The sequence below is a fragment of the Microbulbifer aggregans genome (assembly GCF_020524005.1).
Lineage (GTDB): Bacteria > Pseudomonadota > Gammaproteobacteria > Pseudomonadales > Cellvibrionaceae > Microbulbifer > Microbulbifer aggregans_A.
In genome coordinates this window covers 168,785-182,029 of sequence record NZ_JAIVKK010000005.1, presented here as the reverse complement: position 1 = coordinate 182,029, position 13,245 = coordinate 168,785, and the positions used below count along the sequence as shown (strand labels likewise).

Below are 13,245 nucleotides of genomic sequence, written 5' to 3'. Positions count from 1 at the left end.
GAATTAGTAGATGAAAGATTTCCTGAAAGCGGCTTCGCTTGGCCTGGCTTTGCCGGTTTCCGCCTTTGCCCAGTCGTTTGTAGTTAACGACATCCGTGTCGAGGGTTTGCAGCGGGTATCGGCCGGTAGCGTGTTTGCGGCCTTGCCCGTGCGAGTTGGGGATCAGATTGAGAGCCTGGAAATTCAGAGTGCAACCCGGGCACTGTTCCGTACCGGTTATTTTCAGGATATCCAGATAGGGCGTGAAAACGGCGTTCTGGTAATTACCGTTCGCGAGCGCCCGGCTATTTCCAAGATTGAAATCACCGGCAACAAAGCGATCAAGACGGAAGATCTGCTCAAGGGCATGAATGACAATGGCCTGGCGGAAGGTCAGATCTTCAAGCGGGCAACCCTGGAAGGGCTGGCGCAGGAGCTGCAGCGTCAGTATGTTGCTCAGGGGCGCTACGGCGCGAGTGTAAAAACGGAAGTCAAAGAGCTACCGCGCAATCAGGTGGAGCTCAAGGTCATCGTGGATGAGGGTTCGGTAGCCGCGATCAAGCACATCAATATCGTTGGCAACTCGGTCTTTTCCGATGATGAGCTCGCGGAGATTTTTGAGCTGCAGACAACCGGCTGGCTGTCCTGGTTAAACAGTGACGACAAGTACTCCCGCGAAAAGCTGACCGGTGACCTCGAGCGCCTCGAATCGTATTACCTTGATCGTGGCTATCTGGAATTCAAGATCGACTCCACCCAGGTGTCTCTGAGTCCCGACAAGCAAAGTGTTTTTATCACCATCAATATCAGCGAGGGTGATGTTTACACCGTTTCAGATGTGGAGCTCGCCGGTGACCCGGTGGTGCCGGAAGAGCAGGTGCGCCGGCTGCTGCTGGTACGGGAAGGCCAGACTTTCTCGCAAGTGCTGATGACGACCACTTCGGATTACATCACCAAGCGCCTCGGCAACGAGGGCTACACCTTTGCAGAAGTCAACGGTATCCCTGAGGCCAATGAAGAAGATAAGACGGTAAAAGTCACCTTCTTTATCGATCCGGGCAAGCGTGCTTACGTGCGTCGGGTAAACTTCCGCGGCAATACCCGTACGTCAGATGATGTTCTGCGCCGCGAGATGCGCCAGATGGAATCTGCTTCTGCGTCGTCCGCCCGTATCGAACAGTCCAAAGTTCGCCTTGAACGTCTTGGTTACTTTAAAGAAGTGCAGGTGGAAACCACTGAAGTTCCCGGTACTTCTGATCAGATTGATGTGGAGTACACGGTTGAAGAGCAGCCGTCCGGCACCATCGGTGGTACCGTCGGTTATGCGCAAGGCAGCGGTCTGGTACTGGGCGCCAATGTTCAGGAAAACAACTGGCTGGGTACCGGCAAGTCTGTAGGCTTTGCCGTCAATACGTCCCGCTACCAATCAGTGGCCAACTTTTCCTACACCGATCCTTACTTCACTCCGGATGGCGTGAGTCGAGGCTTCAATATTTTTTACCAGGAGCGCGACTACTCGGAAATCAATCTGTCCAGCTATAACACCACTACCTACGGTGCCGGTGTCAGCTTTGGGTATCCGATTTCTGAAATTTCCCGGGTGGGATTGAATTTAGGTTTCAATCACCTTGAGTTGAGTACCCATAGCAGTTCAGTGCAGGAAATCAAAGCGAGTCCCACTCCGATTGATGGCGTCGATGGAGTGGTATCGTTTTCAGATGTAACAGAGATTAGCGAAGAACTGGCCGCAGCAGTGGAGGCTGGTACCAGTCTTGATTTCAGCGAGCCGGTAGGTCCGAGTTTGCTGAATACGGACTATGACGGGTTCGTGGATCTCTACGGGGACGAATTCGACACCTGGTCTGTAACTACATCCTATGCCCGCTCTACTTTGAACCGGGGCATACTGGCTACGCGCGGGGCATCCCAGCGTGCATCCATTGAAATTGCGTTGCCTGGTGGCGATCTCGAGTATTACAAATTTATTTATACCGGCCAGTATTTCCGTCCGTTGACCAAAGACCTGACACTGCGTTTGCGGACACGTCTCGGTTATGCCGACGGTTACGGCGATACCGAACAGATGCCATTCTTCGAGAATTTTTATGGCGGCGGCTTCGGTTCGGTGCGTGGGTTTGAGCGAAATTCTCTGGGGCCACGTTCTACTCCGGCAGAGCGCTATGAATATGTGAACTGTGCGGTGACCGACGGTGCTTATTCCCAGCTCTGCTATGTGCAGGACCCGTCAACCGGTGAGCTGATAAGTAACCCGGTCACAGCTCGCGACCCGGATCCGTTCGGTGGCAATATCCTTATCGAGGGTAGTGCGGAAGTCATTTTCCCGATTCCGTTTGTGAAGGATCAGCGCTCCATGCAGTCTGCATTCTTTGTTGACGCGGGTAATGTTTTCAGTACGAGTTGTGGCTTTTCACAGCTCAACTGTTACGATGTTGACGTTGATTACATCAATGTTTCCGCGGGTATTGGTCTGACCTGGATCACTGGCTTTGGCCCACTGACATTCAGTCTCGCCAAGGCGCTGCGTGAAAATGAAGATGATGAAATTGAAGTGTTCCAGTTCTCCCTGGGTAATAGCTTCTAGGTTCAGATCTGTTTAATCGGCGATTGCGATCGTTTGGGGTATGGGCAGTTATTGCTGTCTCTTAAAATAAAACTGGTTGCGGTTTTAATCTGCAGCCGTCAGAAATACGGAGAATTAACGTGTTCAAATCAGTAAAAGTGACCGCAGTTCTGTTCGCGGGCCTGATGTTTTCTGGTATGGCCCTGGCGCAGACCAAGGTGGCTGTAGTGAATTTCCAGGCTGCGATCATGAGCACTGAAGTGGCCAAGTCCAAAATCAATGCGTTGAAAACCAGCTCGGAGTACTCTCAGCTGCAGAGCAGTGCTGAAGGTGTTCAGGCGGAAATGCAAAAAATGGCGGAAGACGCCAAGAAGAACGGCGTTACCTGGTCTGATGAAAAGAAAGCAGAGCAGCAGCGCAAAATGAACTTCAAGCGCTCAGACCTGGAAACTGCGGTTAAGAAATTGCGTGCTATGGAGGCCCAGGCTGTTCAGGAGATCCAGAAGTCCATGGTGCCTAAAGCCAAGAGTGCGATGGAAGCGGTGATCAAGGAGCAGAAGCTTGATCTGGTGCTCGATGCCAATGCCGCAGTATTCGCCGGCCCCAATACTGACCTCACTGCTGAGGTTGTTAAACGCATGAACGCTGCGAAGTAAGCAGCGGATCTTTATCGGGAAAAATACCCTTCATGAGCGAACAGCCAACACTGGCGCAGTTGGCTGAAAGGCTGGGCGCAGAACTGCGCCTGGCCTCAGGAGCCAGCGCCAATCAGGTACCTACCGGCCTCAGTACGCTACAGGATGCCGATGCCGGGCAGGTCAGCTTTCTGGCGAGTGCCAATTACCGGCGTTATCTCAGTGTGACTCGTGCCTGCGCAGTATTGGTCACCGAGGATCTTGCGGACAGTTGTCCCGTGAGCGCGCTGGTGGTCCGGAATCCCTATCTGGCATTCGCCGAAGCCTCGGCGATTTATGACTCCACCCCCCAGTATGTCCCCGGTGTGGAAGCGTCCGCGAATGTTCACCCTGCAGCAGAAGTGCACCCCAGCGCCTATATTGGACCTGGGGCCGTTGTTGAGGCATATGTACGTATTGCTGAAGGCGTGGTGATCGGTGCGAACAGTGTAGTCGGCGAGGGAAGTGAAATCGGTGCTCGATCCCGGCTATACCCGAGTGTAGTGGTTTACCACGGGTGCTCGATCGGTGCCGACTGTATCATCCACAGTCATACCGTGATTGGTGCGGATGGGTTTGGATTTGCGCCGCACCAGAAGAGGTGGATTAAAATCCATCAGCTGGGCGGGGTTGAAATTGGCGATGAGGTCGAAATTGGAGCCTGTACCTGTATTGACCGGGGTGCACTTGGCAATACGGTCATCGGCCGCGGTGTGAAGATCGACAATATGGTGCAAATCGCGCACAATGTGCGGATTGGTGACTACTCAGCCATGGCGGCCTGTTCGGCTGTTGCGGGTAGTGCTGTTATTGGCAAGCATTGCACGATAGCTGGTGGTGCGGGCATCGTCGGACACATCACGATTGCGGATTCTAGTCATGTAACAGCGCGAACGCTGGTCACTAAATCCATTGATGAGCCCGGTTCCTACTCCAGCGGCACGCCATTTTCGGACAACCGTTCCTGGCGAAAAAATGCAGTGCGTTTCGGACAGCTGGATCAGATGTCCCGTCGCCTTCGCGAGTTGGAGCGGCAGCTGCAGAGAGAATCCTCCGGTGAGGATGACAGTTGAGTCATCGCCGGGTAGTTTAAAATAGTTCAATTGGTTATTTTCGGGGCGTTCGACGCCCCGAAGTGGTTTCTGGGGACAATTCGTCATGATGGACGTTCGGGAAATTCGTCAATACCTTCCACACCGCTATCCTTTCCTTCTGGTGGATCGCGTTGTTGAGCTGGAAGAAGGTAAGTGGATCAAGGGGTATAAAAACATCTCCATAAACGAAGAGGTGTTTAATGGGCACTTTCCGGAAATGCCTATTTTTCCGGGCGTTATGATTGTTGAGGCACTGGCTCAGGTTTCCGGTATTCTCGGTTTCAAATCGCTGGGTCAAAAGCCGGAAGACGGTTACCTCTACCTTTTTGCTGGTATTGATAATGTCCGGTTTAAGCGTCAGGTAGTTCCTGGTGATCGTTTACAGCTTGAGTCGGAAGTAGTTTCCGAGCGCCGTGGCATTTGGAAATTTGCCGGCAAGGCGAGCGTTGATGGAGAGCTGGCCGCATCTGCAGATATCCTCTGTGCGGTGAAAAAAGTCTGAACCGGGTGTGCGGAATAGCTGATATTCCATTTTTCACCCGGGAGTAAAGTACCTGCGCCGTAGCCCTATGCCGGCGAGGAGAAAGTTACAGAATGGAAACCAATATTCACCCAACCGCAATTGTCGACGAGTCGGCAAAAATTGGTGAAGGGGTGCAAATCGGGCCGTATTCGGTGGTCGGGGCAGATGTGGAGATCGGAGATGGCTGCGAGCTTACTTCGCACGTCGTCTTGAGCGGTCCAACCAGGCTCGGAAAGAACAATCGGATTTACCAGTTTGCGACGGTAGGTCAGGATACACCTGATAAAAAATACCGTGGCGAGCCGACCACGTTGGTTATCGGCGATGACAATGTCATTCGAGAAGGGGTCACTATCCATCGCGGTACGGTGCAGGATCGTGGGGAAACCACGATAGGTGACGGAAACCTGCTTATGGCCTATGCCCATATTGGTCATGACAGTGTGATCGGAAATAACACCATTCTGGTGAACAACGTCGCGCTTGCCGGGCACGTCATTGTGAAGGATTGGGCAATTCTCAGTGGTTATACCCTGGTGCACCAGCACTGCACGATTGGTGAGCATGCGTTTACCGGTATGGGCGCTGGGGTGGGGAAAGATGTTCCTGCTTACGTAATGGTTGCCGGGAATCCCGCAGAGGCCAAGACGATCAATGCAGAAGGTTTGCGCCGTCGGGGCTTCAGTCGCGAGGATATCGCACTGATCAACAAGGCGTATAAGGTCGTTTATCGACGGGGCCTTACGACTGATGAGGCGCTGGAATCTCTGGCGGAATTGCGCCAGCAATCCGCAGTGGTTCAGCCCTGGATTGATTCACTTACAACATCCACGCGCGGCATTGTTCGCTGAGGTATTTGGGTGGCGGATAACAAGGCTACTCTGCGAGTGGGAATGCTCGCAGGTGAGGCGTCAGGGGATATTCTGGGTGCGGGGCTGATTGCCGCCCTGCAGAAGCGGTATGCGCAGGTTGAGGTGGTCGGTATTGCCGGTCCGAGGATGCAGGCGCTCGGTGCAGAATCGCTGTTTCCGATGGAAAGGCTATCGGTAATGGGGCTGGTTGAGCCTTTGAAGCGCTTGCCTGAACTGCTCAAAATCCGCCGGACGCTTCGCCAGCATTTTATTCAGAATCCACCAGACGTTTTTATCGGTATAGATTCGCCGGACTTTAACCTCGGATTGGAAGAGTCGCTCCGTGCCGCTGGTATTCCTACCGTTCACTATGTGAGTCCATCGGTGTGGGCCTGGCGGCGTGGGCGCATCAAAAAAATTGCCCGCGCAGTAGATCATATCCTTACCTTGTTGCCGTTTGAGGCGGACTTTTATCGCGAGCACGAGGTACCTGTGACCTTCGTGGGGCACCCGCTGGCGGATGATATTCCACTGGATGTTGACGTGGCGGCTGCCCGGAAAAAGCTGGGTTTCTCTGGCGATGATCAGCTGGTGGCGCTGTTGCCGGGAAGCCGGGGGGGGGAGGTGCGTCTGCTTGGGCCGCTGTTTTTGCACGCGGCCAAGTGGTGTCATCAGCGCCGTCCGGGGTTAAAGTTTGTATTGCCCGCTGCCAGTGACGAACGCCGGCAACAGCTGGAAGCCCAGATTGCGGAAATGCCGGGTGGTGCAGAGTTGCCGTTGACGCTATTGGATGGCGATTCACAAACAGCACTGGCGGCCGCGGATACAGTTTTGATCGCCTCAGGTACCGCGACGCTGGAGACGATGCTGATGGGTAAGCCGATGGTGGTTGCCTACAAGATGGCAGCGCTTTCTTACGCAATATTTTCACGGATGCTGCACACTCCCTGGGTATCCCTGCCAAATCTATTGGCGCAGCGAGAGCTGGTGCCGGAAATTTTGCAGGATGACGCCACGCCCGAGGCGTTGGGTGCGGCAATTCTGCAATATTTTGACGATCCGTTGCTGCTGGACCAGTTGCAGCGGGAGTTTAGCGAGTTGCACCAGCAGCTGCGTCGCGATGCCTCCGAGCGAGCGGCTGAGGCCGTTTACCGGCTACTTGAGTCTCGCAAGTCTTCCTGACTCTGATCGACTTCTTCCAACCTTTTATTACTGCCAGTTCAGCCGATGACCAACAAAAAACCTCTCCCTCCCTATGTCTGTGCCTATGATGGCGATTATTTGGCCGGCGTCGACGAGGTAGGCAGAGGGCCTTTGGCTGGTGATGTCGTAGCCGCAGCTGTGATTCTGGATCCGCTCCAGCCTATTGAGGGGCTCGCAGATTCCAAAAAACTCACTGAAAAGAAGCGCGAACACCTCTTCGATGAAATACGTGCAAAGGCTCGTTCTTTCGCAATCGCGCGTGCTTCGGTCGAAGAAATCGACCAGCTGAATATTTTGCAGGCGAGTCTTCTGGCAATGCGACGCGCGGTTGAGCAGCTTTCCCTGCAGCCGGAGTTTGTCTTGGTGGATGGAAACCGCAAGCCCGTGTGGGCTTATGCTTGCGATACGGTGGTGAAGGGTGATGACCGCGTAGCAGAAATTGCTGCGGCTTCCATACTGGCGAAAGTAACTCGTGACCGTGAAATGGTGGAGCTCGATCAGCGTTTTCCCGGTTACGGATTGGCTGGCCACAAAGGCTATCCCACCAAGGTGCATATGGAGGCCCTGGAGCGCCTGGGGCCAACGCCTGTTCACCGGCGCAGTTTTGGGCCGGTGAAGCGGCAGCTGGAATTGATTTAAGAGTTAGGTGTTTGATGGGCGGCGTTTAGCCGCCCATTTGTTTTATGCGGGCGCTGGTGATCATTTTCTCTGAGACTTCCATGATTTCGATCAGGTAGGTCTGCAGGTACAGGCTGATGTTGCCTTCGGGGATGCTTTCCAGGTGTTCCATGATCAGGCCGTTCAGGGTTTTGGGGCCGTCAGTGGGGAGCTCCCAGTGCAGGGTTCGGTTGATTTCCCGGATCGAGGTGCCGCCATCAATAAGGTACCAGCCGTCTTCCTGGGCGACGATTTCCTCGTCATCGCTGGGTACCGGGCTGGCTGTGAAATCGCCAACGATTTCTTCCAGCAGGTCTTCCAGCGTTACGATTCCCATCACTTCTCCATACTCGTCTACCACAAGGCCCATGCGGCGCTTTTTCTGCTGAAAGTTCATCAGTAGCGTCGGTAGCGGCGTGGCTTCCGGGACGAAGTAGGGGTCATTCAGGTGGGCCTTTAGAGTGTCGGCCGTAAGCTTCTCAGGCCCGTCGCGAAGAATCTGTGCTGCGCGACGCAGGTGCAGGATACCTACCACCTGGTTGATGTCGCCGCGATAAACCGGGAGTCGGGTGTAACTGCTCTCTGCGAGCTGCGCGAGTATCTGTTCTGCGGAGTGGTCCAGATCGACACCTACGACCTCGTTGCGGGGGATCATGATGTCTTCCACCGTGGCCTGGTCGAGGTCGAGCACGTTGAGCAGCATGCCTTTGTGCTTGGTGGGCAGGAGTGCGCCGGATTCAAACACGACGGAACGAAGCTCTTCCGGGGCCAGGTGTTCCGCCTCGCCACCCTGATCCGTTGTCTCCACGCCGACCAGGCGTGCAAGCAGGTTGGAGATGCTGCTCACCAGCCATACCACCGGGGCGAGCAGCCAAAGCAGTGGGCGCAGGATGAGGGTGGCCGGGAAGGCAATTTTTTCCGGGTGCAGGGCGGCGATGGTCTTTGGTGTGACCTCTGCAAATATGAGGATGATCAGCGTAAGTGCGATGGTGGCATAGGCCAGGCCGGCATCGCCATACAGGCTGGTAAATACTGCGCCGGCAATAACCGAGGCGAGGATGTTGACCAGATTGTTGCCGATCAGGATCACGCCAATGAGCTTGTCCGGGCGAGCGAGCATCTCCATGGCGCGTTTGGCGCCGCGGTGACCGCTTTTCGCCTGGTGGCGCAGACGATAGCGATTGAGCGCCATCATGCTGGTTTCGGAGCTGGAGAAGAAGGCGGAAATGGCAATCAGCAGAGCCAGCAATGCAAATAGCAGGCCGAGCGGTATCTCGTTCAAGGGGGAACTCTTTTTTTGGGAATAGGGCGATATTGGAACAGATTGTCCCGGCTCGCAAGTTTGGGTCTGCTAGCCCCGGTGCAAAATGACTTCCAGTGCCAGTTTGCTGCCAAAAAAGGCCAGCATCAGTACAGCAAAGGCACTCAGCGTCCAGCGAACGGCGGTATTTCCACGCCAGCCTTGCTTCCAGTGTCCCCACAGCAGAATGCTGTACAGGATCCAGGCGAGGATGGAGAGAGCGGTTTTGTGTACCAGGTGTTGGGCGAACATATCCTCCATGAACAGTGCGCCGGTGAGGAGCGATGCGGTTAGCAATAGTTGGCCAAATGCGATCAGGCCAAACAGCAGGCTTTCCATCGTCTGTAGTGGCGGCAGGAAGCGACTGGCCCCGGACGGACGGTGGTTATGGAGCTGCTGGTTGAGCCAGTAGAGGTAGAGGGCCTGTAGGGTGGCCAGCGTCAGCATGGAATAGGCTGAGATGGAAAGTAGAGCGTGTGCGGCGATGCCGGGCGATATTTGTTGGCGCGGGGGTACGCCACCCCAGGCGTGTACGGCAGCGAGCTCCGCGATGGCAGCAAGTGGCGTTGCGGCGAGGATTAAAAGTGTCAGCTGGTGTCTCCGGGAAAGGATCAGAAGCAGCAGCATGACTGACCAGGCAATCAGGGACAGCATGGCCGACAGGTCGAATCGAAACCCGGAGTCGGCGAGCAGAATATGCTTGAGGGAAATACCGTGGGCGATCAGGGCACAGGTGAGCAGTCCCAGGAACAGTGATTTGCTGGGCTGACGCTGGCGAATAAGGGCCGTAGCCGCTACGCCTGTAGTGACTATGTACAGTGCTATTGCCGTCCAGTGGGCGAGACCCGCCATCGAATCTTCCATCAATTATTTTCGTGGCGGGGAGTTTGTCACAGCGCGCCGGCGCTGGAAAGGGCAGGAGAGGGTGTGGGTGGGGCGAGATGGGCGATTGAGGTGTGAGATGTATATAATCCGCGCCCGACAAACGCGTCCCGCTGGGATATACTGCCGCGTTTTCCGGGCCAGGGGCCCGCTGCCAGCCAAAATTGCGATTGAGAAGGTGATATGTTCGACAACCTGAGCGACCGTTTATCGTCAGCTTTAAAAAAGGTTACGGGTAAGGCGCGTCTGACGGACGACAATATCCGCGATACGTTGCGCGAAGTGCGCAAAGCATTGCTTGAGGCCGATGTGGCGCTGCCAGTCGTCAAGGCGTTTGTGCAGCAGGTGCGAGCCGCCGCCGTTGGCCAGAAAGTGAGTAAGGCCCTGAATCCGGGCCAGCAGTTCGTCAAGATTGTTCAGGACGAGTTGGTCAGTGTGATGGGTGAGGCTGCTACCCCGCTGAACCTTGCTGTTCAGCCGCCGGCCGTGATCCTGATGGCGGGCCTGCAGGGTGCGGGTAAAACCACTAGTGTGGCCAAGCTCTCCAAATACCTTCAGGAGCGCGAAAAGAAAAAGGTTATGGTGGTGAGTGCGGACGTCTACCGTCCTGCTGCCATCAAGCAGCTCGAGACGCTGGCTGGAGAGGTCGGCGCCCTGTTTCACCCGTCGTCGCCGGATCAGAAGCCGGTGGATATCGCGATGGGTGCGGTCGATGCTGCTCGCAAGCAGTTCGCCGATGTACTGATTGTGGACACGGCCGGTCGCTTGCATATTGATGAGCAGCTGATGGATGAGATCCGTGGGCTGCACAAGGCGCTGGATCCTGCGGAAACCCTGTTCGTGATCGATGCGATGATCGGGCAGGACGCGGTGAACACCGCCAGTGTCTTCAATGATGCCCTGCCGCTTACCGGTGTCATCCTCACCAAGGCCGATGGTGATGCCCGCGGTGGTGCGGCACTGTCTGTCCGGCATGTGACTGGCAAGCCGATCAAGTTTATCGGTGTTGGTGAAAAGACGGACGCGCTCGAGACATTCCACCCGGACCGGATCGCCTCGCGGATCCTGGGTATGGGCGACATCCTGTCCCTGATCGAGCAGGCCGAGCAGACCATCGACAAGTCCAAGGCTGAGAAGCTCGTCAAGAAAGTCCAGAAGGGCAAAGGGTTCGACCTGGAAGACTTGCGAGATCAGCTGCAGCAGATGCAGAACATGGGTGGCCTGGGAGCCCTGATGGACAAGATGCCGGGTATGGGCGGTCTGGCACAGGCGGCCCAGAAGGCCGACATGGGTAAAGAATTTCGTCGTATGGACGCTATGATCGGCTCCATGACGCCTGAAGAGCGGCGCAATCCCGAATTGTTGAACGGCTCTCGCAAACGCCGTATTACAATGGGCTCCGGCACCCAGATTCAGGATCTGAATCGCCTGCTCAAACAGCACAAGCAGATGGGCAAGATGATGAAAAAGCTCAAGGGTGGTGGTATGGGCAAGCTTATGCGCGGCATGGGCGGTCTCCCGGGCATGGGTGGCGCAGGTGGTCTTGGCGGTGGGCTCGGTGGCGGTATGCCTGGCGGTCTGCCACCCGGTTTCCGCAAGAAGTAAGAGGTCTGTCGCGGCGGTTTTTGGGGTGCTGGCAGGGGTTTTGCCGGGTTTGCAACTGGCGCTATACAAACCCTGGTGTGTACATTAGAATACGCCGCCTTTCAGCGGGCCTGTGCTTGCTGTTAATTGATTTTAAAGCAGATTTTGTTTTTGCAGGGTCTGTGTTACCGCCGCGAGGCGGAAATCCCCCGGTTTGCAATTGCGACCGGCTAGTGTTGAAACTACAGGATAGCTACATGGTAACCATTCGTTTGGCTCGTGGTGGTGCGAAGAAGCGCCCGTTTTATCACCTGACTGTGACCGACAGCCGCAAATCCCGCGACGGTCGTTTCATTGAGCGTGTTGGCTTTTTCAACCCGGTTGCACGCGGTCAGGAAGAGCGTCTGCGTGTGGATCGCGAGCGCGTTGAATTTTGGGTGGGTCAAGGCGCGCAAGTGTCTGACCGCGTCAGCAAGCTGCTGAAAGAAACTGCCTGATCCGCACCGTCGGATTCTGGCAGGAGGTACGTCTGTGGCTGAAAGTACAGCGAATGAGCTGGTCACCGTTGGACGTATCACTTCCGTATACGGAGTCCGGGGTTGGGTAAAGGTGCATTCCTATACCGAGCCCATGGAAAATATCCTGCGGTTCTCCCAGTGGCAGCTGCAGGTGCCCGGTGCCCACGGTGGCGCACAGTGGCAACCCATCGAAATTGATGCGGGTAAACAGCACGGTAAAGGGCTGGTTGTTCACATCAAGGGTGTCGATGACCGTGACCTCGCTGCGCAATACTGCCAGCGGGATATCGCCGTTTCCGGTAGCGAATTGCCGCAGCTGGAAGAAGGCGAGTACTACTGGCATCAGTTGCAGGGTTTGCAGGTGGTAAGCCAGTTTGACGGCAGTGAATACCAGTTTGGGCAGGTGCAGCGGATAATGGAAACTGGGGCGAATGATGTCCTGGTTGTGCGCGGTGGAGTGGATGGGCGCGAGCGTCTCATTCCTTATCTGCCCGGTGAATTCATTACCGCAGTGGATCTGGTCGCTGGTGTTATTCACGTCGATTGGGACCCTGAATTCTGATGGCTGTCAAGCGCATTGCGCTGGTAAGTATCTTTCCGGAGATGTTTACCGCTCTGACTGACTACGGTATCAGTGGTCGGGCAGTGAAGGACGGTTTGCTCGAGGTTCGCTGTTGGAATCCGCGTGATTACACCAGTGACCGCCATCGCACTGTCGACGATCGCCCTTACGGGGGTGGACCGGGGATGGTAATGCTGGCTGAGCCTCTGTCCCAGGCGTTGACTGATGCCCGTAACTGGGCGGAAGAGGCCGGAAGTGCGCGTACGATTTACCTGTCCCCGCAAGGGCGGCAGCTGGATCAGGGTGGCGTGGAGCAGTTGGCTGACAGCGGCAACCTGGTGTTGTTGGCCGGGCGCTATGAAGGCATCGACGAGCGTATCGTCGAAACCCTGATTGATGAAGAGTGGTCTATTGGTGACTACGTCCTGAGTGGTGGTGAGCTCGCCGCCATGGTTTTGGTGGATACAGTTACCCGCCTGATACCCGGGGCGCTTGGTCACAATCAGTCTGCGGTGGAGGATTCCTTTGCCCAGGGGCTGTTAGACTGCCCACACTATACCCGCCCGGAAAATTATCAGGGCAGGGCGGTTCCGGAGGTGTTGCTTTCCGGTAACCACGAAAAGATTCGCCTATGGCGCCTCAAGCAGGCCCTGGGGCGTACACAGCAGCGCCGACCTGACTTGTTAGACAAGCTGGCGCTAACCCCGGAGCAGTCTCGGCTGCTGGACGAGTTCCTGCACGAGCAGAACTCCGGGGAGTAGAATTAATGTCGGGTTCGCCGTGAGGCGAGAGTAATCCGGTGATCTAGCCGTGAGGCTACATAAAATCCTTTTGGAG

General features: G+C 55.6%; 13 protein-coding genes. 11 read left to right on the top strand and 2 right to left on the bottom strand.

What is annotated here, in order from left to right:
* The first annotated feature begins 10 nt into the window (after nucleotides 1-10).
* From bamA to rnhB, 7 genes are all read left to right on the top strand, one after another.
* Nucleotides 11-2,581 carry an outer membrane protein assembly factor BamA gene (gene bamA, locus LC093_RS11395; RefSeq protein ID WP_226664914.1) on the top strand — a complete coding sequence of 857 codons (2,571 nt, stop codon included), beginning with the start codon at nucleotides 11-13 and terminating at the stop codon, nucleotides 2,579-2,581.
* Between the two features lie 119 nt (nucleotides 2,582-2,700).
* Nucleotides 2,701-3,216, top strand: a complete 516-nt coding sequence (locus LC093_RS11390; protein ID WP_226664913.1) for an OmpH family outer membrane protein — start codon at nucleotides 2,701-2,703, stop codon at nucleotides 3,214-3,216.
* A gap of 32 nt (nucleotides 3,217-3,248) precedes the next feature.
* Nucleotides 3,249-4,307: a UDP-3-O-(3-hydroxymyristoyl)glucosamine N-acyltransferase gene (gene lpxD / locus LC093_RS11385; RefSeq protein ID WP_226664912.1), complete on the top strand. Its 1,059-nt coding sequence runs from the start codon at nucleotides 3,249-3,251 to the stop codon at nucleotides 4,305-4,307.
* A gap of 85 nt (nucleotides 4,308-4,392) precedes the next feature.
* Complete coding sequence (gene fabZ / locus LC093_RS11380; protein WP_226664911.1) at nucleotides 4,393-4,830, top strand: 3-hydroxyacyl-ACP dehydratase FabZ; 438 nt, start codon at nucleotides 4,393-4,395, stop codon at nucleotides 4,828-4,830.
* A gap of 92 nt (nucleotides 4,831-4,922) precedes the next feature.
* Nucleotides 4,923-5,702, top strand: a complete 780-nt coding sequence (lpxA, locus tag LC093_RS11375; RefSeq protein ID WP_226664910.1) for an acyl-ACP--UDP-N-acetylglucosamine O-acyltransferase — start codon at nucleotides 4,923-4,925, stop codon at nucleotides 5,700-5,702.
* A 42-nt stretch (nucleotides 5,703-5,744) separates the two neighbouring features.
* Nucleotides 5,745-6,884, top strand: a complete 1,140-nt coding sequence (lpxB, locus tag LC093_RS11370; protein WP_226665082.1) for a lipid-A-disaccharide synthase — start codon at nucleotides 5,745-5,747, stop codon at nucleotides 6,882-6,884.
* A 45-nt stretch (nucleotides 6,885-6,929) separates the two neighbouring features.
* On the top strand, nucleotides 6,930-7,544 hold the full coding sequence (rnhB, locus tag LC093_RS11365; protein WP_226664909.1) for a ribonuclease HII: 615 nt from the start codon (nucleotides 6,930-6,932) through the stop codon (nucleotides 7,542-7,544).
* A gap of 25 nt (nucleotides 7,545-7,569) precedes the next feature.
* Here rnhB and LC093_RS11360 read toward each other — a convergent pair whose 3' ends face one another.
* Both LC093_RS11360 and LC093_RS11355 read right to left on the bottom strand, forming a co-directional pair.
* Nucleotides 7,570-8,844, bottom strand: a complete 1,275-nt coding sequence (locus LC093_RS11360; protein WP_226664908.1) for an HlyC/CorC family transporter — start codon at nucleotides 8,842-8,844, stop codon at nucleotides 7,570-7,572.
* A 69-nt stretch (nucleotides 8,845-8,913) separates the two neighbouring features.
* The gene (locus LC093_RS11355) at nucleotides 8,914-9,726 is read right to left on the bottom strand and encodes an inner membrane protein YpjD (RefSeq protein WP_226664907.1); all 813 of its coding nucleotides are present in this window, start codon (nucleotides 9,724-9,726) and stop codon (nucleotides 8,914-8,916) included.
* Between the two features lie 201 nt (nucleotides 9,727-9,927).
* Between LC093_RS11355 and ffh the strand changes: the two genes are divergently transcribed.
* The 4 genes from ffh (at nucleotide 9,928) to trmD (ending at nucleotide 13,169) form a co-directional block, all read left to right on the top strand.
* Nucleotides 9,928-11,349, top strand: a complete 1,422-nt coding sequence (gene ffh, locus LC093_RS11350) for a signal recognition particle protein (RefSeq protein WP_226664906.1) — start codon at nucleotides 9,928-9,930, stop codon at nucleotides 11,347-11,349.
* A 236-nt stretch (nucleotides 11,350-11,585) separates the two neighbouring features.
* On the top strand, nucleotides 11,586-11,825 hold the full coding sequence (gene rpsP, locus LC093_RS11345; protein WP_226664905.1) for a 30S ribosomal protein S16: 240 nt from the start codon (nucleotides 11,586-11,588) through the stop codon (nucleotides 11,823-11,825).
* A 34-nt stretch (nucleotides 11,826-11,859) separates the two neighbouring features.
* Nucleotides 11,860-12,408, top strand: coding sequence for a ribosome maturation factor RimM (rimM, locus tag LC093_RS11340; protein WP_226664904.1), 549 nt, complete (start codon nucleotides 11,860-11,862; stop codon nucleotides 12,406-12,408).
* A complete protein-coding gene (gene trmD / locus LC093_RS11335) occupies nucleotides 12,408-13,169 on the top strand; it encodes a tRNA (guanosine(37)-N1)-methyltransferase TrmD (RefSeq protein WP_226664903.1) in 762 nt (253 codons plus the stop codon). Before rimM ends, trmD begins: the two co-directional genes overlap by 1 nt.
* The last annotated feature ends 76 nt before the right edge of the window (nucleotides 13,170-13,245 follow it).